The 22,647-nt window shown below is 67.7% G+C and carries 23 protein-coding genes and 2 pseudogenes; 12 read left to right on the top strand and 13 right to left on the bottom strand.

Annotation, left to right across the window (positions count from 1 at the left end; translation table 11 throughout):
• Positions 1-123: 123 nt before the first annotated feature.
• From ACH4DZ_RS15320 to ACH4DZ_RS15290, 7 genes are all read right to left on the bottom strand, one after another.
• Complete coding sequence (locus ACH4DZ_RS15320; protein ID WP_398287544.1) at positions 124-2,241, bottom strand: FtsK/SpoIIIE domain-containing protein; 2,118 nt, start codon at positions 2,239-2,241, stop codon at positions 124-126.
• Positions 2,242-2,354: 113 nt separating this feature from the next.
• Complete coding sequence (locus ACH4DZ_RS15315) at positions 2,355-2,672, bottom strand: hypothetical protein (RefSeq protein ID WP_398287543.1); 318 nt, start codon at positions 2,670-2,672, stop codon at positions 2,355-2,357.
• On the bottom strand, positions 2,659-3,063 hold the full coding sequence (locus tag ACH4DZ_RS15310; protein WP_398287755.1) for an RRQRL motif-containing zinc-binding protein: 405 nt from the start codon (positions 3,061-3,063) through the stop codon (positions 2,659-2,661). The genes ACH4DZ_RS15315 and ACH4DZ_RS15310 overlap by 14 nt, the downstream gene beginning before the upstream one ends.
• Complete coding sequence (locus ACH4DZ_RS15305) at positions 3,063-3,962, bottom strand: DUF2637 domain-containing protein (RefSeq protein WP_398287542.1); 900 nt, start codon at positions 3,960-3,962, stop codon at positions 3,063-3,065. The genes ACH4DZ_RS15310 and ACH4DZ_RS15305 overlap by 1 nt, the downstream gene beginning before the upstream one ends.
• Positions 3,959-4,402 (bottom strand): Pycsar system effector family protein, encoded by a 444-nt coding sequence (locus ACH4DZ_RS15300; protein ID WP_398287541.1) that lies wholly within the window; start codon positions 4,400-4,402, stop codon positions 3,959-3,961. Before ACH4DZ_RS15300 ends, ACH4DZ_RS15305 begins: the two co-directional genes overlap by 4 nt.
• On the bottom strand, positions 4,399-4,653 hold the full coding sequence (locus tag ACH4DZ_RS15295; protein ID WP_398287540.1) for a DUF6284 family protein: 255 nt from the start codon (positions 4,651-4,653) through the stop codon (positions 4,399-4,401). Before ACH4DZ_RS15295 ends, ACH4DZ_RS15300 begins: the two co-directional genes overlap by 4 nt.
• A gap of 204 nt (positions 4,654-4,857) precedes the next feature.
• Entirely contained in the window at positions 4,858-5,241 is a 384-nt protein-coding gene (locus tag ACH4DZ_RS15290; RefSeq protein WP_398287539.1) for an ATPase, read from the bottom strand.
• Positions 5,242-5,579: 338 nt separating this feature from the next.
• Between ACH4DZ_RS15290 and ACH4DZ_RS15285 the strand changes: the two genes are divergently transcribed.
• The gene (locus ACH4DZ_RS15285) at positions 5,580-6,338 is read left to right on the top strand and encodes a GntR family transcriptional regulator (protein WP_398287538.1); all 759 of its coding nucleotides are present in this window, start codon (positions 5,580-5,582) and stop codon (positions 6,336-6,338) included.
• Positions 6,335-7,027, top strand: a complete 693-nt coding sequence (locus tag ACH4DZ_RS15280; protein WP_398287537.1) for an AAA family ATPase — start codon at positions 6,335-6,337, stop codon at positions 7,025-7,027. Before ACH4DZ_RS15285 ends, ACH4DZ_RS15280 begins: the two co-directional genes overlap by 4 nt.
• Positions 7,028-7,212: 185 nt before the next feature.
• Here ACH4DZ_RS15280 and ACH4DZ_RS15275 read toward each other — a convergent pair whose 3' ends face one another.
• Positions 7,213-8,934, bottom strand: coding sequence for a hypothetical protein (locus ACH4DZ_RS15275; protein WP_398287536.1), 1,722 nt, complete (start codon positions 8,932-8,934; stop codon positions 7,213-7,215).
• A gap of 459 nt (positions 8,935-9,393) precedes the next feature.
• Here ACH4DZ_RS15275 and ACH4DZ_RS15270 point away from each other — a divergent pair, with 459 nt between their 5' ends.
• The 5 genes and pseudogenes from ACH4DZ_RS15270 (at position 9,394) to ACH4DZ_RS15250 (ending at position 12,751) form a co-directional block, all read left to right on the top strand.
• Positions 9,394-10,617: a pyridoxal phosphate-dependent aminotransferase gene (locus ACH4DZ_RS15270; protein WP_398287535.1), complete on the top strand. Its 1,224-nt coding sequence runs from the start codon at positions 9,394-9,396 to the stop codon at positions 10,615-10,617.
• A 97-nt stretch (positions 10,618-10,714) separates the two neighbouring features.
• The gene (locus ACH4DZ_RS15265; RefSeq protein ID WP_398287534.1) at positions 10,715-10,972 is read left to right on the top strand and encodes a type II toxin-antitoxin system Phd/YefM family antitoxin; all 258 of its coding nucleotides are present in this window, start codon (positions 10,715-10,717) and stop codon (positions 10,970-10,972) included.
• 10 nt (positions 10,973-10,982) lie between these two features.
• The gene (locus ACH4DZ_RS15260; RefSeq protein WP_398287533.1) at positions 10,983-11,243 is read left to right on the top strand and encodes a Txe/YoeB family addiction module toxin; all 261 of its coding nucleotides are present in this window, start codon (positions 10,983-10,985) and stop codon (positions 11,241-11,243) included.
• A gap of 15 nt (positions 11,244-11,258) precedes the next feature.
• Positions 11,259-11,405, top strand: a pseudogene (locus ACH4DZ_RS15255) (aminotransferase); the annotation flags it as partial.
• Between the two features lie 149 nt (positions 11,406-11,554).
• Entirely contained in the window at positions 11,555-12,751 is a 1,197-nt protein-coding gene (locus ACH4DZ_RS15250) for a hypothetical protein (RefSeq protein ID WP_398287532.1), read from the top strand.
• Positions 12,752-12,774: 23 nt separating this feature from the next.
• Here ACH4DZ_RS15250 and ACH4DZ_RS15245 read toward each other — a convergent pair whose 3' ends face one another.
• Both ACH4DZ_RS15245 and clpB read right to left on the bottom strand, forming a co-directional pair.
• Positions 12,775-13,302, bottom strand: a complete 528-nt coding sequence (locus ACH4DZ_RS15245) for a YbjN domain-containing protein (protein WP_267028386.1) — start codon at positions 13,300-13,302, stop codon at positions 12,775-12,777.
• A 198-nt stretch (positions 13,303-13,500) separates the two neighbouring features.
• A pseudogene (clpB, locus tag ACH4DZ_RS15240) lies at positions 13,501-16,086 on the bottom strand (ATP-dependent chaperone ClpB); the annotation flags it as partial.
• Between the two features lie 177 nt (positions 16,087-16,263).
• Here clpB and ACH4DZ_RS15235 point away from each other — a divergent pair.
• On the top strand, positions 16,264-16,677 hold the full coding sequence (locus ACH4DZ_RS15235) for a pyridoxamine 5'-phosphate oxidase family protein (RefSeq protein ID WP_398287531.1): 414 nt from the start codon (positions 16,264-16,266) through the stop codon (positions 16,675-16,677).
• A 172-nt stretch (positions 16,678-16,849) separates the two neighbouring features.
• On the opposite strand, the gene ACH4DZ_RS15230 is transcribed toward ACH4DZ_RS15235, so the two are convergent.
• Complete coding sequence (locus ACH4DZ_RS15230; RefSeq protein WP_107018073.1) at positions 16,850-17,185, bottom strand: hypothetical protein; 336 nt, start codon at positions 17,183-17,185, stop codon at positions 16,850-16,852.
• Position 17,186: 1 nt separating this feature from the next.
• Complete coding sequence (locus ACH4DZ_RS15225; protein WP_398287530.1) at positions 17,187-17,378, bottom strand: hypothetical protein; 192 nt, start codon at positions 17,376-17,378, stop codon at positions 17,187-17,189.
• Positions 17,379-17,521: 143 nt separating this feature from the next.
• Here ACH4DZ_RS15225 and ACH4DZ_RS15220 point away from each other — a divergent pair, with 143 nt between their 5' ends.
• Complete coding sequence (locus tag ACH4DZ_RS15220; RefSeq protein WP_398287529.1) at positions 17,522-18,514, top strand: helix-turn-helix transcriptional regulator; 993 nt, start codon at positions 17,522-17,524, stop codon at positions 18,512-18,514.
• On the top strand, positions 18,511-19,500 hold the full coding sequence (locus tag ACH4DZ_RS15215) for a LuxR C-terminal-related transcriptional regulator (RefSeq protein WP_398287528.1): 990 nt from the start codon (positions 18,511-18,513) through the stop codon (positions 19,498-19,500). Before ACH4DZ_RS15220 ends, ACH4DZ_RS15215 begins: the two co-directional genes overlap by 4 nt.
• Here ACH4DZ_RS15215 and ACH4DZ_RS15210 read toward each other — a convergent pair.
• Complete coding sequence (locus ACH4DZ_RS15210; protein WP_398287527.1) at positions 19,460-20,497, bottom strand: LuxR C-terminal-related transcriptional regulator; 1,038 nt, start codon at positions 20,495-20,497, stop codon at positions 19,460-19,462. The two genes, ACH4DZ_RS15215 and ACH4DZ_RS15210, sit on opposite strands and share 41 nt — an antisense overlap.
• A 568-nt stretch (positions 20,498-21,065) precedes the next feature.
• Between ACH4DZ_RS15210 and ACH4DZ_RS15205 the strand changes: the two genes are divergently transcribed.
• Positions 21,066-21,542, top strand: coding sequence for a hypothetical protein (locus tag ACH4DZ_RS15205; RefSeq protein ID WP_398287526.1), 477 nt, complete (start codon positions 21,066-21,068; stop codon positions 21,540-21,542).
• 56 nt (positions 21,543-21,598) lie between these two features.
• A complete protein-coding gene (locus tag ACH4DZ_RS15200; RefSeq protein WP_398287525.1) occupies positions 21,599-22,477 on the top strand; it encodes a hypothetical protein in 879 nt (292 codons plus the stop codon).
• Positions 22,478-22,647: the final 170 nt, after the last annotated feature.

Below are 22,647 nucleotides of genomic sequence, written 5' to 3'. Positions count from 1 at the left end.
ACCTGGGGTGCCTCCCTGCCTCCCTGAACGATCATTTGTGCAGGTCAGGGTGAGGGAGGCGAGTCAGGGAGGGGGTGAGGGAGTTCTCCCTGCCTCCCTGACCCACCACCGGTCAACTCCCTGTCACTCAGCGGCGGAAGCGGAACCCTCGCTGTCGCGGTTGGCGAGCGCACGGGCGAGGCGGTCACGGCTGATGACCATGACGCCGTCGGACTTGTACGGCTCCGCGCCGGTGCCGTCCAGGACGCGCTTGAGGTCGATGAACGACCAGCCGCCGTAGGCGTCCGCGTTCAAGGTCCCGAGCCGGGGCAGCACGTCCTTCGTGCGCACCCGCTCTGCCGTGCCGACCACGGACGCGATGTCCGCGAGCGGGTCGTGTTCGGCGCCCCGCTCGATGACGTGCAGGGTGGTGACGCCGTCGCGCATGGCTTTGGCCCGGTCGGCGATGGCGTTGGCGTCTGCGTCGTCGATGTAGTGCGTGCGGATCGTGATCGACGCCTGCCCGGCGGGGATGGCGATGCCGTCGGACGCGACGACCAGGGTTCCCTTGTCCAGGCCCTGACGGAGCAGGTGCGGTGCGGCCCCGCCCTCCACGGCCTTGTCACCGAGCGCCATCTTGGCTTGTGACTCGCTGCCCAGGACCAGTGAGGCGCGGGTGTGGGCACCCTCGCGGACCAGCTTGGGAAGGTTCTGATCGGTGGGGTCCTGGGTGCCCTCCCACAGCGTCACGTTCACGGCGCGGCCCTGGTTGTGGACCTTGCGGACGGCCATGAAGTAGCGCGAGGTGGCCTTGGACCCGCCGTAGGGGTTCTTGTCGGCGTCCTTGAGCGGGCACATGAACGCGACCTGCGCCTCGTCCACGATGCCGACCAGCGGCAGGAACACGGTGCCGGGAGGCGACTGGAGACGCCGTTCCATCTCCGTGACCAGACCTTCCACCATCTCGGTCGCCTGGATGACGTGGTCGTCGGTCGGCCCCTGGATGAGCAGGGAAGCGAGCCCGTCGAACATCGCCCAGTCGCCGGCGCCCTTGAGGTCGGCGATCCGGAACTCGACCGACCTGTCCAGGGCGAGCCACAGGGCGAGCGCGCGCAGGGCGGCGGTCTTGCCCTGGTTCGACAACCCCGTGATCAGCAGGTGGCGTTGGTAGACGCTCAGCGCGGCGGCGTCCCCGCGAAGGTCCTGCCCCCAGGGTGCGCGGCCCTTGGTGTAATCGGCGGTCATCGTCTCGTCCGTGACCAGCGGAGACGGGCCGATCGGCTCGTCCAGCGCCCCGGAGTCGGCCACCCACAGGCGCACCGTGCGCGCCGCCTGCGGGATGTTGATGAACACCTCGTGCTCGTGGCGGGTCAGGTTCTCGGCCAGCTTGCGACGCCGGTTCTGCACCTCGATCGTCGACACCCCCGAGGGAAGCGTCACGTCGACTTCCACCCCGCATCCGGCGATCCGGATCGGCCCCAACATGCTCGCGCCGGCATCGCCCATCTCCTTGATGGCGTTGCGCAGCGCGGGCACCCCGAGGTCGCGCAGGGCCTTGACGACGATCGAGGGAGTGATGGGTTCGCCCTCGCCCGATCGGACGTGGTCAGGCATCGACCATGCCGGGGCCGCCTGCTGCTTGCTGCCGACCGCCCACAGCGCGAGCAGCGCCAGGAACGGACCGATCGTCAGCGCGGGGCCCCACACGATCTGAACGATCCGGATCACGGTCGCGATGAACTCGATCGTGGCCGCGAGCGGCGTGATGACGTCGGCGATGTCACCGTTGTTGATGGCCATCACGATGCCGAGCGCGACCAGCGCACCGATCCCCATCCCCGTGCCCACCGCGACGCCCTTGGCAGCCTCTACCGGGGAGTGCAAGAGATCCATGCGGCGGTGGTGACGGGCGGCACGGAAGCGCTGCAACCGCTCCTCCCACTCCTCCGCAACCTCCAGATTCCCGGCAGCCTCGGCCGCCCGGATCATCCGCTCGTAGCGGGCACCCGTCTTCCCGTCCCACGTGCGACGGGCCACGATCCGGCCCCCGTTGAAGGTGTACAGGCTGTGCCGGGCGATGGCCCGAGCGGCGGTCTTCGTCTTCTCGTGGGTGGCTGCGGTCTTCACGGCGTGGCCGGAGCGCACCCACAACGGCACGATCGGCGCCGCCGGGGCGTCCGGGACCACGGTGAGCACGGTGGGTGCCGTGTCGGTGGTGGGCGGGTCGGTGTGCTTGTGGAGGTGAACGACGTTCTCAGACATGCTGGAACTGCTCCTGACTGCCCCCTCGGGGGCGGACGTGAGGGAGAGAGCCGGGGTGCCCGTGTCCGTCCAAAGAGGCGGGCACCCCGGCGTAGAGGTGGGGTTGCGGCTGGTCAGAACCAACCGGCCTTCTTCTTGGCCGCCTTGGCGCGGGCCGCTTCGGTGATCAGGCGCTGACGCTCGCCGTGCAACGCGGTCAGTTCCGCGTTCAGCCGCATCTCCGCAGCCGTGCCGGCCGTCTCCAACCGCTGATCGGAACGACCCGTGCTCCGACCCCGGGCGGTCTGGTAGGAGCCGCCGACCAGCGCTCCGGCGATGGCGCGGCGCTCGCGGCTGTTCAGCGGCCACCACTCACCCCGGCGGACCGCGTCCAGCTTCCTGCTCGTCTTCTCGATCTCGCGTTCAAGGCGGCGCAGTTCAGGCTTGCTCACGGGTGGTCCCTTCCGGTTCCGTCGGGTGGTCGGGGTAGGCGCAGGGCACGCACATGCCGAGCGAGAGCGGGATCACGTATCCCGCATCGCGCCGGCAGGACGGGCAGGTACGGCGGGCCGTGTTCGCCTTGGCCAGGGCCGCCCACCGGCCCGGAGTCATGGGGCGGACGGGCTTGGCACGGTCGAGGCGGTAGAGGTAGGCGACCAGCGGCCCCCGCCGGAAGCGGGGCCGCAGCACCTGCCCGGCGATCGGCTGTCCGCCGGGGCGCAGACCGCGGGCGCGGAGCTGTCGGCGGGTGGCGTAGCCGTCGGGGGCGTAGCGCCACGGGAAGGTGGGGATGCCGTGGCGGGCGCCGTTGGGGTCGAAGCACTTGCCGAACGAGCCGCCCATCACCGGGTGATGGTGGCGCGTTCGGCAAGCAGGGTGTCGCGCAGCATCCGGGCGTTGGCCGGCGAGGTGTGAACTTGCCGGCGGATGCCCTCAGCCGTCACCTTCACGTCCGGCCAACCCGCCGACACGGTCCGCGCCTCATCGAGCAGTTGAGCGGTGGTGCGCTTGGGTCGGGTGGTCCGGGCGGCTGCGGGAAGTCGACCGGTGGCCCGGCGGGTGCGGGTCGACTCGGCCGGTGCCGGGCGCGGTGTGATCGAGGCGACCGGCACCGCAGCCACGGCGGGGATCGGCTTGAGCGGCAGCGTCGGCTTCAGGAATGCGACCGTGACCGGGACGGGCATCCGCACCGGTGCTGTAGTGATCGGTGCGGGGGTCGATTCTCCGAGGTCAGCTGTAGACCGAAACCTTTCGGTCTCGGTAGATTCCTCCGCATTCGCGACCGGGGCCAAAGTCGGGGTGGGTCGGTGGTGCAGGACCTTGGCGACCAGGTCGGAACCGAAATAGATCGAGCCGACCGGCAGCGACGTCGCGAGCAGGACGAGAGCCCAGTTCGCCGGATCCCAGTCCGCGAGTCGACTCCAGTCGACCTGTACGCCCGGGGTGCTGTGGAGTTCCGGCACGAGACCGTGCACGTAGTTGAGGACGAGGGAGGCGAGGGTGTAGGTGCCCAGCACCCTCAGCGCGAACTTCCGCGCATCGTCGGTGAGCACGAGGGTGGCGATGAGGGCGAGTGCCATGAGGCCGTCGACCACGAACGGGTAGAGCGTCGCGGCCGTCTCGTCAGCTCCGACCGCACCCGCGATGTCGCGCAGCGCGTTCCACGAGACGCGGAAGGCCATGCCGACCACGGCGACCAGGGCCAGCACGAGGGCCGCCCTGCCTTTGCGGTTGAGGTTCATGCGACGCCCCCGAGGGCGAGCAGCGCGGCGAGGACGAGCAGCGCCCCACCGGCCGTGGTCAGGTCGATTGCACGGCGCAGGCCCGTGTACTTGGCCAGCGCGATCCGCGACAGGCTCACCACGGCCGCCGCCTGGTCGGCGGTGAGGGTGGCGGGGATCTGGTCGGCGGTGAGCGTGGCCCACAGCGGGAAGCCGTGCCCGCCCCGCAGGTTCGGCCGCACCGACCGCAGCAACAGACCAGCCGCGGTGACTAGTAGCGCCGTCCCGGCGCCGCCGGCGACGTATGCGGGGGTGGTTAGGGGGACGTCCTTGGCGATGGTCCACGATCCGGCAAGGACTGCGCCGATGAACGCCAGCAACAGACCGGTCTTCGTGTCGGTCCGCACGATCTCCGCCTTCACCTCCGCATGCGCGGCGGCGAGCGTCTCGGTGGTGCTCATGCGGCGCCACCGGCCGCGCGGTTGACGAGGGCGACCCGGGCGGCGAGCGCTCGGCGGCGGGCCCGGCGGATACGCCGCTCGTCCAGCTCGGTCGGGGTGCGGTCCAGGGTGGTGATGTGCGCGTCGAGCAGGTCGACGTCCGCCAGGATGACGGGCATCTCCTGCTCGATCACCTTCAACTCAGCGTCCGTCGGCTCCATCCACGGAGCGAACGCGGTAACAGCGTCCTGAAGTGTGACGATGTGGTTCATGGGTCGTGGTCTCCCTAGCAGGTGAAACGGCCCAAACGCGGTCCCCGGGTTGCCCCCCGGGGACCGCTCGCCGTTGTGGTGGGAACAGCCGCGAACGATGCGCGGCACGGCCGCAGATCAGCGGCCGGAGTGCCCCGTGCCAGATTCGATCCGGCACCGTCACGGCCCCCGCCTTACGTACGGCGGGTCCGGGGCGAGGTGGTGTCAGCGCTGGACGACGGGGCGGGCCATGTCCCGGTGCGTGACCGTGACCTGGTGGCCGTCGATGCGCAGGCGTTCGGCCAGAGCGGCGGCGAAGGTGGGGGCGCGGTGCCGGCCGCCGGCACATCCGTCGGCCACGATCACGGCCCCGGCGCTGGGACCGGAAGCGAACGCGGTCACGGCGATCGCGGTGGCGTCGACCAGAGCCATGATGCCGGGGGTGTTCAGCACCGCCGTGCGCACCGGCTCGTCGGCGGCGGTCATGCAGCGCAACTCCGGAGAGACGTGCGGGTCACGGAAGTGGTGGCGCAGGTCGATGGTCAGATGCGCGGCGGGCGCCGCATCGTGCAGATAGCCGAACGAGACGATCTCGACAACAGCAGTCATCAGGACTCCACAGGAGAGAAGGGATGTTCCGGCTCCCCTCAGCGCTGCTCGTACGAGACGAGCAGCGGAGGCAACCGGCCCGCAGCGCTGGAGCTTCGGGAGGGGTCAGATGCGCTGAACCGCACACGGGACAGAACCCGCGCACGCCGCCCTCTTGCTTGCAGAGGTGGAGCGGCCACCTCAGGCACACTGTTGAGTTTTCAATCAATGCGTGCTCACTTCGTACTCACCCCCTCGGGCTTTCCTCCGGACACATCCCTAGGGTTCCCTAGGGTTCCCTGCGGTGTCAAGCGGTAGGCTAGGGAACCTCAGGGAAGTGACGACGAGGAGCAAGCGACATGGCAGGCCAGGCCGACAATCGGGCCCCGTACGCGAAGATTGCCGCCCACTACACGGAGTTGATCGCGTCTGGTCAGCTACAGCCGGGGAGGCTCTTGCCGAGCATCAAGAACCTCGCGGAAGAGTGGAAGGTGAGCACTGCGACGGCAGAGAAGGCTCTGCGCAAGCTGCGCAACGAGGGTCTTGTTCGCGGCATCCATGGCATCGGGACCGAGGTGTTGGACCGGCCGGCGTCGATGTCGTCAGGGTCTCAGCGTCAGGACCGAGGACGCCGCACCGGGTCCAGTTGGGGTCAGGGTGAGCGCTCCGACTCTCACCAGGCGGCCGTGGTGTCAGCCCCCGCCGAAGTAGCTCAAGCGCTGGACATTGAGCCTGGGGCCGACGTAGTCCGCCGTAGCCGCGTCTACAGGGACCGGCACGGCATCGTGGCCCACAGCACGTCCTGGATTCCTGCGCGATACGGGAAGCTGATCCCTCAGCTAGCAGCGAGTGAGCGGCTGACGGGCGGGACGTCGCTCCAACTCATCACCCAGTCAACCGGCCACCCGATCAGTCACCGGATCGATACTGCTTCCGCGCACCTCCTTACGCCGGAGTACGCACGGCTCTTGGAGCTTGACTCTGACAGTCCACCGGCTGAACCAGTAGTCGTGATGACTGCGAAATTTGTTGACACTGAAGGCAACATCGTCGAGTACGGCGTGGACCTCGGAGGCCCGGGCCGTACGTGGCGCACGGAATCAGAGGTCTCCTTGTGACGGTCCTGGACGACACGCTCATGAGCGTGCTGGAAGGCCGCCTAGGAACGCTGCTCACGGCTCGTAGGACTGGCATAATCACGTCTGGAACCGAAGCAGAGATAGAAGCCATCGCCCAGACCTTGACGAGACCGATGCTGCCACGTCCTTCCTTTTGCGTCTTGATGGCCGGGCTTCCCGGCTCCGGTAAGACCACCCTTTCCCGCACACTCACAGCCCGCGGGTTCGTTCGGCTGTGCCCTGATGAGGAGATGTTCCGCCGACATGGCGTCTACGGCGTGGACTTCCCTCGGGGCACCTTCCCCACCCTTGAACGACCGATCCTCGAAGACGTGGCTGACAAGCTGAGCGAACAGCTCAAAGCGGGGCACGACGTGGTCGTTGACCACGGTTTTTGGACGCCGGAGGATCGGGACAAATGGCGCACCATCGCTACTGACGCCGGCGCCACACCCGTGCTTGTCTATCTCGCGGCTAGTCACGATGAGCTTTGGGCGAGAATCAGCAAGCGCAACGAACTCCACAAGAACGATCCAAACTCGATCTACTTCGCAGAGAGCGACCTACAGCGATATCGCACTCGATTCGTTCCTCCCAGGGCAGACGAACCGCATCTTCTATACGACGGCGATACGTCAACTCTGTTTGCGGCCCTAAGAGCCGCATCTCCTCGGCACGCGGAAGATTAAAAAATCAGGTCAGCCGAAGAGAGGACTCCACCTCAGGCTACGCCCATCAACACCTCGCACCCGAACGCGATCGAACGCGGTAGAGTTTCCCTCTCCATAAAGGCTCGCACACAACACGGAAACGTGTCGCGCTGCCGGCAAGGATGTCACCCTTGAATCGGTCATTCAGAATCTATTGGCCTAACTTATTCATCTCGGCGCGTAATGGTGACAGTGCCCCATGGCCATCTCATACCTGAAGCATCTCTCCGATCTTTTCTCGCCATCCGCCTTTTATATATCCTGTTCCAAACCAGCGCGAACAGAAGGACGGAGACAAGCAAAATAATGTAACCCTTCCACGCGCCTACGGCTCCCTGGGCAGCCAGATTCCTTAGAGGCCCAGCCGCCGTTCCCCAAATCCCTGTCGGTGGAATTTCTTTTGCCACATTCAGTGTGTCCTCTACGGCCGGGAGACCCAGGACTGCAGCCGCCACCGCAGCTGTGGCAGCAAGTGTATTAGCGCGGCGAGCAGATCGCTGAGAATCGTTCGTTGCAACAAGCTGCTGGAGTTGACTCAGGCACTCGAGCGTGTGCTCGTACAAACGATCCGCTTCTAGCCCTACTAGAATTTCGTTGGCAGCATCTCTAGCCGTACCATAAGACAAGGGAGAATTCCGGTACTCCCTCATGCCAAATATTGCGTCTCGCTGGAGCTGAGCAATTTCCCTCAAATGACCAGCACTGCTAGTAACACGCTTATCAATCATCTTGATCTGCCAGTACTGCAAAAGAGCACATTCTACAACAATAATGTGATTGAGGTGCCCTGCGTACTCTTCAGGACCGGAAGCTCCCGGCCACCGGATGGAGATGGTGTGTGTCGCATCCATGTAAACCGAGTGATCAAGGTCTAGCGATCTGTCGCGCGGAATGAGTTCCGAAATCGCAGCCCCTCTTTCACCACGCCGAGAGCTATAACGCGACAGCAACGAGACTAGCTCGGCAGAGTGAAGGCTGCGGAATTGATCTTCGGATTCGCAGCAGTCGATTTTCTTCACGAAAACTACAGGATGACACAGCCACTCGTTCGATGATTCTTTGATGGCGATCCTATAAATGGCGTCTAGATAGGCCAAGAAAAGGTCGGCCACGGATGCGGGATCCTGAAAACGACACCTCCGCCATCGAGTGCCTGACCTCTCGCCTTCAACCCAATGCCCCAATAGCCGTTCTTCAAGATCCCGACTGGATGTAGCGGCGCGAAGCAACACCTCAGGGTACTCAGCAGCAGAGATAATTGGGCTTCCACCAAACTGCATACGCTCTAGCTGGATTGTCGATATACCCCTCGGGAATTGAAGTGCAATCTGAATCTGGACGACACCGGATGGATGCAGAAGCAGTGTGGCATTCGCATATACCCCTTCACTGTAATCCTCGCTACCTCTTTCATCACCTCCACCCAAAACATCTAGCCACACTACGATCGGCTTGAGGTGCAGCCGGAGGTAGGGTTCACCATATCGATAGTCTGGCCTATACATATCCTGCTCGACCGTGTGTTGAATTGCGTTTACAGACTGCGCTTCAGCAACAGAATTCCGAATAAAATCCGAAGTTTCTCGCGTACGTTCAATCATCTCTTCAATCGAGGACACATATTCAGCTCGCGCAGATTCAGAAAGAATTGATCGGAGAATTCTGGGTGCCGTCTTCACCGCTTGCCCGGGGTTTCTGCGAATCCACGCCCATGGCTTACCATCACGCAAAGCGGACGCAAGTTGCCCATAAGACTCCCTTACGCGAATTAGATTCATAAATTCCGCGTAACGTGGCGCTACCCGCACCTCGGAATCGCTCGGGGAACCAACTGTTTCGGCAATCTCAGCCTTTAGGATTTTGCTCGCAACCTGATGTACATCCATGCGACTTGTCCCGCCAGCCGTGAAGACGAAATACCCAATACTGTCTGCGACTGTCGCTGTGTGTGAGGAGCCATCCGCCATACCTCAGTGAAGCACGATCGGCCAGCTCCTGATCTGGGAATCACAAAGGCCCGTTTCCTCGTGAGGATCGCTCACGGGCCGATCGCGCTATAGGCACTCGTCCAGGTACGTCGAAAGCGAGCCTGGCGGTTCGGACCAATCAGGTTCCGTTGCCCGAGAGCTCCTCCGAAGAAGTTTGGGAAGCTTCGCACGGCGGCTCCACCAACAGCGAAGCCCCTCCACCGCCGGGCCGTCCCTGGGCCGTCCAGCAGCGACCAACGACGACAACTAACAACCGTTGACGACAGCTCCGCTCCAGCTCAGGCAAGGCCTGTCGGACACCCTCCCAGGCCCTCACCCCCGAACCTGAGTTGAGCAACTCCAGAGGTTGAGCGCAGGATGGCCGTCATGACCTCCAGCGCACGCCGCCCCCTTCTCAACCGCCGTCTCGCCGAGTTCGGGACGACGATCTTCGCCGAGATGTCGGCCCTCGCCCTGAGTACCGGCGCGATCAACCTCGGCCAGGGCTTCCCCGACACGGACGGCCCCGAGGAGATCCGGGAGGCGGCCGTGCGGGCGCTGCGCGACGGGCGCGGCAACCAGTACCCGCCGGGCCCGGGCGTCCCCGAGCTGCGTACGGCGGTCGCCGCGCACCAGGAGCGCCGGTACGGGCTCACCTACGACCCCGGCACCGAGGTCCTCGTCACGGCGGGCGCGACCGAGGCCATCGCGGCCACCCTGCTCGCCCTGCTGGAGCCCGGCGACGAGGTGATCGCCCTGGAGCCGTACTACGACTCGTACGCGGCCTGCATCGCGATGGCCGGCGGTACGCGCGTGCCGGTCACCCTGCGGCCGCACGAGGAGAGCGACGGCGACGGGGTCGTGCGGCGGCGGTTCCGGCTGGACCTGGACGAGCTGCGCGACGCGGTCACGGACAACACCCGGCTGCTGCTGCTCAACACCCCGCACAACCCGACCGGCACGGTCCTCACCCGCGAGGAGCTGACCGCGATCGCCGAGCTGGCCGTCGAGCGGGATCTGCTGGTGGTCACCGACGAGGTGTACGAGCACCTGGTCTTCGACGAGGCCGAGCACATCCCGCTCGCGACCCTGCCCGGAATGCGCGGGCGCACGATCACCATCGGCTCGGCGGGCAAGACGTTCTCGTTCACCGGTTGGAAGGTCGGCTGGGTGACCGCCTCACCCGATCTGGTGACGGCGGTCCGCTCGGCGAAGCAGTTCCTCACGTACGTGGCCTCGGGGCCCTTCCAGTACGCGGTCGCCGAGGCGCTGGCGCTGCCCGACACGTACTTCGACGCGTTCCGCGCGGACATGCTGGCCAAGCGGGACCTGCTGAGCGCGGGACTGGCGGAGGCGGGCTTCGGGGTGTTCCGGCCGGCCGGGACGTACTTCGTCACCACCGACATCCGGCCGCTCGGCGAGAGCGACGGCTTCGCCTTCTGCCGAGCCCTGCCCGAGCGCGCGGGCGTCGTCGCCATCCCGAACGCCGTCTTCTACGACCATCGCGAGGAGGGCGCCCCGTTCGTGCGGTTCGCGTTCTGCAAGCGGACCGAGGTACTGACAGACGCGGCGGAACGGCTCCGCAAGGCATTCGCGGGCTGACCGGCACCCCGCGGGACTGGCCGACGCGTCCCCCACCGCTTGCCGCACCGACAGGCTCGGACGTACAATTTTCTGTACGTGAAAGGAGGGGTCGATCGTGAAGACCATGACGTATTCCGAGTCGCGCGCACGGTACGCCGAGGTGCTCAACTCCGTCACCGACGACCGCGAAGAGGTCGTCATCACCCGGGCCGGACATGAGCCGGTCGTCATCGTCTCCCTTGAGGACTACGAGTCCCTGAAGGAGACCGCGTACCTGCTGCGCAGTCCGGCCAACGCCCGGCGCCTGCTCGCGTCCATCGACGAGCTGGAGAACGGCGGCGGCGCCGTGCGCGAGCTGGCGACCGACGACTAAGGGCCGAGAGTTGAAGATCACCTTCTCTTCCCGCGCCTGGGAGGACTATCTGTGGTGGCAGCTTCAGGACCGGAAGATCCTGAAGCGCATCAACACGCTCATCGCGGACATCACCCGGAACGGCAACGAGGGCATCGGCAAACCGGAACCGCTCAAGCACGGATTCCAGGGCTACTGGTCGCGCCGCATCAACGACGAGCACCGGCTGATCCACAAAGCCACCGAGGACGGCGTCCTGATCGCACAGTGCCGCTACCACTACGAAAGCTGACAGGACTCGGGGGTCGGGCCCTTCCAGTACGCGGTCGCCGAGGCGCTGGCGCTGCCCGACACGTACTTCGACGCGTTCCGCGCGGACATGCCGGCCAAGCGGGACCTGCTGAGCGCGGGACTGGCGGAGGCGGGCTTCGGGGTGTTCCGGCCGGCCGGGACGTAGCGCGCCGGGGACTGTGGGCTGTGGGCCGTACGGCTTGAACCCCGGTGTCACGGCGGCGCGCCGTGGCAGGGGAATATCGGGGTGAATCGGACCCGGTCGGCCGCGCGTTGCTCGCAAAAGGTGTGAAGTGCGATCAATCTTCGGATGTGACCCTCGCACGTACCCTCGCGCCCTCCCCCGTCACGCCCCCCGCCGGGAGCGGGCGTCCGCCGCGGCGCCGCCCGGTCCCGGCCGCCACGATGGGCACGGCCCTCGGACTGTTCCTGGCGGCCCGGCTGCTGGGCGCCGCGGCCGTGGCCCTGACGGCCTGGGCGGTCGGCGAACATCCCGTGCTGCTGCTGGGGCGGTCCTGGGACTCCATCTGGTACCTGCGGATCGCCGGGGACGGCTACGGGCGCAACCTGCGGTTCCACCCCGACGTCGTCCACAGCGACCTGGCGTTCTTCCCGCTCTATCCGGGGCTGCTGCGGGCCGTCACCGAGCTGACCCCGCTGAGCGGGCCCGGCGCCGGCCTGCTCGTCTCGTGGACGGCCGCCGGGGTCGCCGCCTGCGGGATCTACGCGATCGGGGCCCGGCTGCACGACCGGGCCGTCGCCACCGCCCTCGTCCTGCTGTGGGCCCTGCTGCCGCACTCCGTCGTGCTGTCGATGGCGTACACGGAGCCGGTCCTGACCGCCTTCGCGGCCTGGTCGCTGTACGCCGTCCTCACCGGCCGGTGGGTGTGGGCGGGCGCCCTCGCCATGGGTGCGGGACTGGCCCGGCCGAACGGTTTCGCGGTGGCCGCGGCGGTCCTCGCGGCGGCGGCGTACGAATTCTTCCGGCGGCGCGGAAAAGTTACCCACAGGCTGTGGACGGGCGCGGCGCTCGCCCCGCTCGGCTGGATGGCGTACGTGCTGTGGGTGGGGCGGCGGCAGGGCGATCCGCTCGGCGGGTACTTCGAGGTGCAGCGGCTGTGGGGCTCGCGCTTCGACTTCGGCCTGGACGCGCTGCGCTTCGTACGGCATCTGCTGCTGGAGGGCGACCTGCTCGTCTTCCCGATGTCGATGGTGATCGTCGCGGCGGCCCTGCTGCTGTACGGGCTGCTGCTCGCGGACCGCGCCCCCCTGCCGCTGCTGGTCTACGCGGGCGTGCTGCTGTTCGTGGCGGCGGGCGGTGCCGGGTTCTTCGAGTGCAAGCCGCGGTTCCTGCTGCCGGCGTTCCCGCTGCTGCTGCCACTGGCGTGCGCGCTGGTACGGACGGCGAGAGCCCGGCCGTGGCACGCGACCCTGGTGGTCGGCGCCCTGGCCGGGCTCTCGTTCGCGTACGGGGCGTATCTGGTCGTACTCGCCCACAAGCCGCTGTGAACCGAGGACAGCCGCTGTGCGGACTACTCGTCCTCTTGGGGCTTCTCGGCCTCGTCGATCTCCTGCTCCAGGCCGAGCTGCTCGACGAGCCACTTGTCGAACTCGATGGCGGCCCGCACCCAGCTGACCGTCGACGACACGAAGTGCTCCAGGCTGACGCCCGTGCCGATCAGCATCTGTGCCTCGCCGATCAGGCGGACGGTGCCGTCGTCGTGCGTGTGGCTGTAGACCTTGGGCCACAGCGTGCGCCGGTTCCAGTCGTCGATCGATTCGAGCAGCTGCTGCTTCTCGTCGATCTGGTGCGGCCGGTCGTAGAACGTCCGCACCGAGAAGACCTGCTGGTCGTCCTCACCGCGGAACATGAAGTACGTACGGAACTGCTCCCACGGCGCCGCGAGGTCTCCCTCGTCGTCGACGACATACTTCAGCTCCATCTGGTCCAGGAGCTGCTTCACAAGGTCCTGATCCGGGACGACGGGGCCCGCCGGTCCGCCGGGGTTCGGCTCTGGCTGGCCCCCGAAGTTCGGAATCGAGGACGGGTCGATGCTCACCGTGATTTTCCCTTCGTACGGATTCCGCCATCCTCCCCCATGCGGGGCGGGGGCCCGCAACCCCCGCCCCCGCCGGTGACGGAATTCCGCTCAGAGCGTTTTGCCCGAAGCCGGGCCGCTTGCAGGACCGCTTGCCGGGCCGTCCCCCGGGCCCTCCGCAGGACCGCTGGCCGGGCCCTCAGCGGCGACCGTCACAGGTCCCGTCGCCGGTCCGACGATCAGGCCGTCACCGAAGGCGTCCACACGGACCGTGTCGCCGTCCTTGACCTCGCCGGAGAGGATCTCCTTGGCGAGCCGGTCGCCGATGGCGGTCTGGACGAGACGGCGCAGCGGGCGCGCCCCGTAGGCCGGGTCGTTGCCCTCGTCCGCGAGCCAGGCCAGCGCCTCGTCCGTGATCTCCAGGGTGAGCCTGCGCTCGGCGAGCCGCTTCGCGAGACGGCCGACCTGGAGCCGCGCGATGCGTTCCAGTTCCGTCTTGTTCAGCGCCGAGAAGACCACCAGGTCGTCGAGCCGGTTGAGGAATTCCGGCTTGAAAGAAGCCCTCACCACCTCCATGACCTGTTCCTTCTTCTCCTGCTCGCTCGTCAGGGGGTCGACCAGGTACTGGCTGCCCAGGTTCGAGGTGAGGACCAGGATGGTGTTGCGGAAGTCGACCGTCCGGCCCTGCCCGTCGGTGAGCCGCCCGTCGTCCAGGACCTGGAGCAGGACGTCGAAGACCTCCGGGTGCGCCTTCTCCACCTCGTCCAGGAGCACGACGCTGTACGGGCGCCTGCGGACCGCCTCGGTGAGCTGGCCGCCCTCCTCGTAGCCGATGTAACCGGGAGGCGCGCCCACCAGGCGGGCCACGCTGTGCTTCTCGCCGTACTCCGACATGTCGATGCGGATCATGGCCCGCTCGTCGTCGAAGAGGAAGTCCGCGAGCGCCTTGGCCAGCTCGGTCTTGCCGACACCCGTCGGGCCGAGGAAGACGAACGAGCCGGTCGGGCGGTCTGGGTCGGCGATACCCGCGCGCGTCCGCCGTACGGCGTCGGAGACGGCCTGCACGGCCTCCCGCTGGCCGATCAGCCGGCGGCCCAGCTCATCCTCCATGCGCAGCAGTTTCTGCGTCTCGCCCTCCAGGAGGCGGCCGGCGGGGATGCCGGTCCAGGCGCCGACCACGTCCGCGATGTCGTCCGGGCCGACCTCCTCCTTCACCATCGTGCCCTTGGCGGCCTCCTCCTCGGCCTCGGAGGCCTCCTCCAGGTCCCTCTCCAGGGTGGGGATCTCGCCGTAGAGCAGCTTGGAGGCGGTGTCGAAGTCGCCGTCGCGCTGGGCCCGCTCGGCCTGGCCGCGCAGCTCGTCGAGCCGCTCCTTCAGCTCACCGACGCGGTTGAGGGACTGCTTCTCCTTCTCCCAGCGGGCGGTGAGACCGCGCAGCTCCTCCTCCTTGTCGGCGAGGTCGCGGCGCAGCTTCTCCAGGCGCTGCTTGGAGGCGGCGTCGGTCTCCTTGTCGAGTGCCAGCTCCTCCATGCGCAGCCGGTCGACGACCCGCTGGAGCTCGTCGATCTCGACGGGTGACGAGTCGATCTCCATACGCAGCCGGGACGCGGACTCGTCGACGAGGTCGATGGCCTTGTCGGGCAGGAAACGGGAGGTGATGTACCGGTCGGAGAGGGTCGCGGCGGCGACGAGCGCGCTGTCCGCGATGACCACCTTGTGGTGGGCCTCGTACCGGCCCTTGAGTCCGCGCAGGATGGCGATGGTGTCCTCGACGCTCGGCTCGGCGACCAGCACCTGCTGGAAGCGCCGCTCCAGCGCCGGGTCCTTCTCGATCCGCTCGCGGTACTCGTCGAGGGTGGTGGCGCCGACCATGCGCAGTTCGCCGCGGGCGAGCATGGGCTTGAGCATGTTTCCGGCGTCCATGGCCGAATCACCGCCCGCGCCCGCGCCGACGACGGTGTGCAGCTCGTCGATGAAGGTGATGATCTGCCCGTCGGAGTCCTTGATCTCCGCGAGCACGGTCTTGAGCCGCTCCTCGAACTCGCCGCGGTACTTGGCGCCCGCGACCATCGCGCCCAGGTCGAGCGAGACCAGCCGCTTGTTCTTGAGGGACTCGGGCACATCGCCCTTGACGATCCGCTGGGCGAGGCCCTCCACCACGGCGGTCTTGCCGACGCCGGGCTCCCCGATGAGGACGGGGTTGTTCTTGGTGCGCCGCGACAGGACCTGTACGACGCGGCGGATCTCCTGGTCGCGGCCGATGACCGGGTCGAGCTTGCCCTCCCGGGCCGCGGCGGTGAAGTCGGTACCGAACTTTTCGAGTGCCTTGTACTGGCCCTCGGGATCCGGGGTGGTCACCCGGCGCCCTCCCCTGCTCTTCTGGAACGCGTCCAGCAGCTTCTTGGCGCTGGCCCCCTGCTGGGAGAGTATGTCGCCGATCTGGCCGCCCTTGGCGGCGATCGCGATCAGCATGTGCTCGGTGGAGAGGTACTCGTCCCCCAGCTCCTTGGCCCGCTCGCTCGCGTCGGCGATGACCGCCAGCAGCTCGCGGTTGGGCTGCGGCGGGGCGACGGTGGAGCCGGTCACGCTGGGCAGCGCGGCGAGGACGCGCTCGGCGCCGGCCCGTACGGCGGCCTGGTCGGCCTCGACCGCGGCCAGCAGGTCGGTGATGTTCTCGTTCTCCTGCCCGGCCAGCAGCGCGAGCAGCAGGTGCGCGGGGGTGAGGTCGGGGTGACCTTCGGACACGGCCCTGCTGCTGGCCGCGTTGATGGCGTCCCGGCTCCTGTTGGTCAGCTCGGCGTCCACGTTCGCGTTCTCCTCCTCGTGCTCGTGCCTGTACTCGTACTCGTATTCACGCTCGTACCCGTGCGGTGTTGGCTGACCCAACCAACGTACACAAAGTTGAGTCTATTCCACTCAAGCCAGCTCGGGGACCCGGGGCTCGGGGGGCCCAGGGGGGATAGACGGGTTAGGTTCCGGTTCATGGCCTCGTACCCCGTGAACCCGCGCGATCCCGGCGACTCCTATCTCGGCTTCTGGCGGGAACGCCATGTGTGCACCCTGAGCACCTTCCGTCCCGACGGCACCCCGCATGTGGTGCCCGTCGGCGTTACATACGATCCCGAGGCCGGTCTGGCTCGGGTCATCGCCTCCAAGTCCAGCAAGAAAGTGCGCAACGTGCTCGCCGCCGGGTCCGACGGGATGCCGGTCGCCGTCTGCCAGCTGGAGGGGCGGCGGTGGGCGACGCTGGAGGGGCGCGCGACGGTGTCCGGGGACCCGGAGCGGGTCGCGGAGGCGGTGCGCCGCTACGCCGAGCGCTACAGCAGGACGCCGTCGCCCAATCCGGCCCGGGTGGTCATCGAGATCGCCCTGACGTCGGCGATGGGCAACTGCTGACATCGGCCGGTTCTCACCCTTGTGGAGCCCCGGGGGAGGCATGAAGCATGCCTGCTGAAACGTGTCTGCCGGAAAGTGCCTGAAAACTGCAGCGGCGTCACCGTGTTCAGGTCACGGTGACGCCGCTGCGGGGGGAAGCGCCTGAGCGATTTGGAACGACGGGGGAATCGCGTCAGGCACTGCGGGGGGTGGCTGCGATGGTTCGTACGTCCGGGGCCTCCGGCTCGTCCAGCCGATGGTCGCGCTGATCGAGGTTCACAAAGATCATTCCGTACCGGATGGCGCACCGTACCGGCTGTGGCGCCCCCCGGGGCCGCCGCAGACACCGGTACGCCCGTACGTCGTCCTCGTCGTCCCGCGTCACCACGACCGGCTCTCCGAAGACGGTCACCATCAACGAGTCACCGCTGTGGGGGATGGCGGTGGCCAGGTCGATGAAGTGCCAGCCCGAGCGGTAGGCCGTGGCCATCTCTCTGCGGAAGGATCGGTCGTCGGGAGGAGTCGTCATGTCAGCCCCCGGAACCGTCGTCCACCGGCGGGGCCGGCCAGTGGGAGTCCGGCACGCCTGCGGCCTGGTAGTCGATCGCCGCCGCCGGCCAGTGGCTGTCGGCCCGATCGTCAGCCTTCGCGAGAGAAGCGTCGCTCAATGCTCCGAATGCCACGACGGCGGAGAAGGCGGCGACAAGCACCGAGCGAAGCATTTTCTTACGCATAGTCGGCTTCGTCCTCACTTGAAAGTTCCGTCTTCCCCCGTCGGGTACGACGATGGCTCATTCGGGCACGTCGTGACCACATAATCGATGCATCATGTTCCTGCACGTTCAGGACCCTGGGGGGTGGAGATTTGACAATAAGTAGAACAAAAGCGACACATCCCCATTCGGTGGCCGAACTGTGTGAGGAAGGTGGACGTCTTTACGCAGACGCTCTACGAGTGGGTCGCATCGCCCGCACGGACGTGGAGGCCGCTCCCTGTTTGATGGAGTTCGCGCTGCTTCACCCCGATCCCGACGACGCGGAGTGGCTTCGCCCCGTACCGCCGTCGGTCGCGCTGGCGCAACGACTCAACCCCATCGAGCGCGAGATCACCGACCGCAGACGGCTCTCGATGCAGCTGGCCGATGCATTCGAGCCATTCATGGCCCTGCGGGTCCAGGAGACGACGACCACCAACTCGATCACGGTCCTGGAAGGCAGCGACCGCATCAACGCGGCGCTCAACCTCGCCACGGCCCAGTGCCAGACCGAGATGCTCACGATCCAGCCGAGCGACCGCGGTTCGGAGCGCAGCCTGCTGCAAGGGCTGGAGCGCGACAAACCGATGATCGAACGTGGTGTGCGCATACGGACGCTGTACCAGCACACGGCCCGTTACAGCCCCGAGCGGCTGGCCTACGTGGCCCAGCTCGCGGAGGGCAAGGTCGAGTACCGCACCATCGACGAGCTGGTGGAACGCCTCATCGTCTGTGACGAGACGGTCGCCTTCATCCCCACCCGCGACGATCAGCAGGTCGCCCTGGAACTGCGGCACCCCGGCCTCGTCCGCTACCTGATCAAGGTCTTCGAGTTCGTCTGGGGCCGGGCCGTACCGCTGACCGCCGGCGCCCGCTACGAAACCTCCCCGGACGGCATCACGAACATCCAGCACTCCATCGCCAAACTCCTGGTGGAGGGCCATGTCGACGAGGCGATAGCCCGGCGCCTCGGCATGAACGTGCGGACCTGCCGCGCGCACATAGCGAAACTCGCCACCGCCCTGGGCAGCGGAAGCCGCGCGCAGCTCGGCTACCTGATCGCCATGTCGGGAATCCTGAAGCAGGACGGTGTCCCGGAGTGACGGTCTTACACACGGCGCACGACGTGGAGGACCTGTGCCCGGCCGGAGCCGCGCTGTACGAACGGGCCCTGCGCGAGGGGCACGTCCCCGCGGACGAGGCCCGGGAAGCCCCCTGCCTCGTGGACTCCGGGCTGCTGCACCCGGCCGTCGAGGACCTGGGCGTGCTGGAACCGGTCGCCCCGGTCGTGGCCCTCCACCGGCTGCTGCAGATCTCCGGGAAGCGCATCGCCGACGAACGGCGGCGCGAGGCCCGGCTGGCCACGGTGTTCGAACCCCTGATGCGGGTCACCGGCCGGCGGACGGCGGCGACGGACACACCCGCGATCACCGTCCTCAGCGGTACCGGACGGATCAACCAGGCCATCACCGAGGCCATGAGCGACGCGACGCGCGAGATCCTCTCCATCCAGACCAGCGCCGGACGCGCGGGCGGTCGCCAGGAGGCGTCGGAGATCGTCGCCCTCCCCCGCGACCAGGCCTTCCTGAACCGCGGCGGCCGGATCCGCGCCCTCTACCAGCACACGCTGCGCCACTCGCCCAGCGTCCTGTCGCGCTACGAACAGCTGCGGGGCGACGTCGAGGCACGCTCCCTCGACGAACTCACCGACCGTCTCATCGCCGTCGACGGCGAGGTCGCCTTCCTCCCCGCGAACAAGGACGGCACGCTCGCCCTGGAGGCCCGCCACCCCGCGCTGGTCGGCTACTTCGTCACGACCTTCGACCGGTTCTGGCGGCTCGCCACGCCCATGTACCCGGTCGCCGTACAACGCCCGTCCCTCAACGGCGTCACCCCGCGCCAGCAGGCCATCGCGGGCCTCCTCGTCGAGGGCCACACCGACGCCGTCATCGCCGAACGCCTCGGCCTGAACGTGCGTACCGCCCGCATCCACATCGCCAGACTCGCCGCGACCCTCGGCAGCGAGAGCCGCGCCCAGCTCGGCTATCTCATCGGTCGCTCGGGGATCCTGGACGGTTCGGAACGGTGACGGGCTGGAGTTCCGCGGCGCGCGGCGGCCCGTCCAGGCCCGCCTGGGCGATCCGCACCCCCAACTGCGTACGGCTGGCGGCCCCCAGCGTCTCCGAGAGCCGCGCGATGTGCGCCCGGCACGTCCGGACGCTGATGCCGAGCCGCTCCGCGACCACCGCGTCCTGGTGCCCTTCGGCGAGCAGCGCCGCGATGGAGCGTTCGCGGTGGGTGATGCCCTCGATGCCCGTGTCCGGCAGCGGCGCGGTGAGCGGGATCGCCAGGCGCCAGAGCCGTTCGAAGACGGTGACCAGATACCCCACCAGCGCCGGGTGGCGCAGCTCCAGGGCCATGGTGCGGTCGGGGCTCGCGGGGATGAACGCGACCGTGCGGTCGAAGACGATGAGCCGCTCGGTGACCTCGTCGAGGGTACGGGCCTCCGCCGCCTCCTCCATCAGCTCCATGTAGTTCCGCAGGCCCTGGCCGTGCCGGGCCACGTGCGTGTACAGGTCGCGCATGCGCACCCCGCGGCGGCGCAGCGCGAGCGCCCGGTGCAGGCCTTCGGAGAGTTCGTCCTCGCGGCGGATGCCGCCCGGCTGGACGGCCAGCACCTCGGAGGTGCACGCCTCGGTCGCCTCGTCCATCGCGGCCCGGATCCGGGGCAGTCCGTCGAGCACCCGGATCGCCACCCCTTCGGCGGGTGAGCGCGCGTCACCACCGAGGGCCGCGTACCACTCGAAGGCGGACACCGCCTCGCCCATGCGCGACTGGGTGGCGACGACGTGCTCGTGCACCTCGCGCAGCAGGCGCGTCATGACTTCCTGCGGTGAGGTCGGCACCAGCCAGCCCATGTCGTCGGGGTCGGGGTGCAGAAGCGCCAGTTCGACCAGGCAGGGCACCGATTCGGCGTCCTCGCGGGACACCCGGCCGCGCCGCACCGCCCGGGAGTACACCCGGTCTCCGGCATCGCACAGGCGGTCAGCACCGTGCGGATGCGCTTCCGTCCTGTGCCCGGCCATCTCCCCAACCCCCGGTTCCAGCCTCTTCCGCAGCGCAACTATGCGCGGCGTCCCCCGGCTCCGCAACACGGCTCCGCACCACCGAACCGCCCTATCGGCATACTTGCTCCGCTTTTGCCCCTACCCCCGCATGACGCGTTGCAACAACCTGGTGCGGGAACGGCGCGCAGCCCAGCACATGACACCCCGGCCGCCACGACGTCCGCGTCGATTTTGGCCGAATACCCGCTGCATGAGGGGCCCGCGGAACGGTGGCGCATGACCTTGGTCCGCGTCCCGGCCCGTCCCGCACCTCCGCCCGGACCACCGTCCGCCAGGTGGCACACGGGCGAGGTACGCGGCTGACCTGGGAGACCGGGAACCTACTGCGCCCAAGTCGGCGTCGCACGAGGGCACCTTGCGCAGCCACGAGTACAAGCCACCCCCCGGCGGCCCATTTGAACCCGATATCGCGAATGGCACATTACGCGCCCCCTCCTCCTGCAAAAAGATGAGGGTGTGAGCGCACGGACACACGGTGCGATCGTGACGCCCGATCCGAGAACGCGTCAAAAAGCGAAGGAGAGAAATGCAGAAGAAATTGGCCGTGCTGGCCGGTGCCGCCGCGCTGCTCGCCGCGTCCATCGCCACCGCGCCCGGCGCGCAGGCGTCGGACGAAGAGAACCTGCTGAGCATGGAGGTGTGCAAGCGCCCGTCGGTGTCCAAGTTCAAAATGCATCTTTGGTACAACTCGGGCCAGGGAGGGTCGTACAGAAACATCGGTTACAGCGTCTACGACTTCAACGCCCTGCGCGTGGGCGGGTCCGACCCCAGCTCCCAGCCCATCAACTTCTGCATCATCGCCGGTGCCAGCGGCTATTGGCCCGGTTCCGGCCTGAGGATCAAGAACAACGCCGCTTCGGGCCAGAACGACCATTACAAGTACACGGCCGAAGTCTGCTTCAACAGCGGGTACAAGGGCGTCCGGGACAAGATGGCCCCTTACCAGCACATCGACCGTTTCCGGTACGTCTACAACGACAACGCCTCATTCCGATGGGTCTAGAGACGCACGGTTCACTCAAGCGAGGGGGAAAAGCAGTGAATTCCAGGAGAGCGGCCGTGCGGATGGGTATCCCGCTTCTTACCGCCGGGGTCGTGTGCACCATCGCGGTGATCGGTACGGTTTCCGACCCGGCCGCCCGGAAGGACCGCACCGCGCCGGCGTCCGCGGCCGGGCGGCCCGAGGCTCCGGTCACGTCCGCGGGGGACGCGGAGGACCCGGCGACGTGGCAACTCCCCATCGCGGCGTACATGCCCACCGCGGCACAGACCCGGATGGCCTCCGGGCTCCGGGACGGTCTCATCGACGCGTGCATGGAGGACGCGGGGTTCGCCGCGTGGACCCCTGCCCCCGACCTCCCCGCCATCGGTGGCAAGACGCTGACCGACTGGCGCTACGGCATCCACGACGACGCGCTGGCCGCCAGGAACGGGTACCACCCCGCCCCCGCGGAGCAGCGGGCGTACGACGAGGCCCTCGCCGAGGGCGCGGTGGACGAGTCCGGAGCCGACGACGGCCAGGTGCGTCAGTGCGCCGAGCAGAGCAGCGGTGACGTCCCGGCCCTGCAGACGGCCGACCTGGTGGCGCAGATCGACGGCGACACCTACCGCGCCGCCATGGAGGACCCGGCCGTGGTCGCCGCCTTCGGCCAGTGGTCGTCCTGCATGACGGACAAGGGCTACTCGTACGCGAAGCCCATGGACGCCAACGACGATCCGGCGTTCACCGACCCGAACACCATCACGCCCGCGGAGATCGCCACCGCGACGGCGGATGTCGCCTGCCGCGACGAGCACAAGGTCGAGAAGACCTGGTTCGACACCGAGGTCGTCCTCCAGAAGGCCGCCATCAAGAAGAACCAGGCCGCTCTGGACAAGATCAAGGACACCACCCGGGCCTCGGCCGCCCAGGCGGAGGCATACGCCGCACAGCGGTAACAGCCGGCGCGCGGCTGTCGTACCGCGGCCGACGAGCGGCGAAGGGAAGTCCACGCCCTTCTGCCCGTCTGCACTTCTGACCGTCTCCCCTTTTGCCCGTCTGCCCTCTTGTCCGTCTCCCCGTCTGTCCGTTTCCGGAAGGGCGGACGGGGCCGGACGCGTCCATCGGA

This window comes from Streptomyces sp. NPDC017991 (genome assembly GCF_044328075.1).
GTDB lineage: Bacteria > Actinomycetota > Actinomycetes > Streptomycetales > Streptomycetaceae > Streptomyces.
The sequence above is the reverse complement of the archived record's forward strand: the minus strand, read 5'-3'. Positions and strand labels throughout refer to the sequence as shown.

Coding starts and splice junctions, on each gene's coding strand:
- ACH4DZ_RS15320 (WP_398287544.1), bottom strand. CDS start 2,241: ATGTCTGAGAACGTCGTTCACCTCCACAAGCACACCGACCCGCCCACC.
- ACH4DZ_RS15310 (WP_398287755.1), bottom strand. CDS start 3,063: ATGGGCGGCTCGTTCGGCAAGTGCTTCGACCCCAACGGCGCCCGCCAC.
- ACH4DZ_RS15305 (WP_398287542.1), bottom strand. CDS start 3,962: ATGAACCTCAACCGCAAAGGCAGGGCGGCCCTCGTGCTGGCCCTGGTC.
- ACH4DZ_RS15300 (WP_398287541.1), bottom strand. CDS start 4,402: ATGAGCACCACCGAGACGCTCGCCGCCGCGCATGCGGAGGTGAAGGCG.
- ACH4DZ_RS15295 (WP_398287540.1), bottom strand. CDS start 4,653: ATGAACCACATCGTCACACTTCAGGACGCTGTTACCGCGTTCGCTCCG.
- ACH4DZ_RS15290 (WP_398287539.1), bottom strand. CDS start 5,241: ATGACTGCTGTTGTCGAGATCGTCTCGTTCGGCTATCTGCACGATGCG.
- ACH4DZ_RS15285 (WP_398287538.1), top strand. CDS start 5,580: ATGGCAGGCCAGGCCGACAATCGGGCCCCGTACGCGAAGATTGCCGCC.
- ACH4DZ_RS15275 (WP_398287536.1), bottom strand. CDS start 8,934: ATGGATGTACATCAGGTTGCGAGCAAAATCCTAAAGGCTGAGATTGCC.
- ACH4DZ_RS15270 (WP_398287535.1), top strand. CDS start 9,394: ATGGCCGTCATGACCTCCAGCGCACGCCGCCCCCTTCTCAACCGCCGT.
- ACH4DZ_RS15235 (WP_398287531.1), top strand. CDS start 16,264: ATGGCCTCGTACCCCGTGAACCCGCGCGATCCCGGCGACTCCTATCTC.
- ACH4DZ_RS15230 (WP_107018073.1), bottom strand. CDS start 17,185: ATGACGACTCCTCCCGACGACCGATCCTTCCGCAGAGAGATGGCCACG.
- ACH4DZ_RS15225 (WP_398287530.1), bottom strand. CDS start 17,378: ATGCTTCGCTCGGTGCTTGTCGCCGCCTTCTCCGCCGTCGTGGCATTC.
- ACH4DZ_RS15210 (WP_398287527.1), bottom strand. CDS start 20,497: ATGGCCGGGCACAGGACGGAAGCGCATCCGCACGGTGCTGACCGCCTG.
- ACH4DZ_RS15205 (WP_398287526.1), top strand. CDS start 21,066: ATGCAGAAGAAATTGGCCGTGCTGGCCGGTGCCGCCGCGCTGCTCGCC.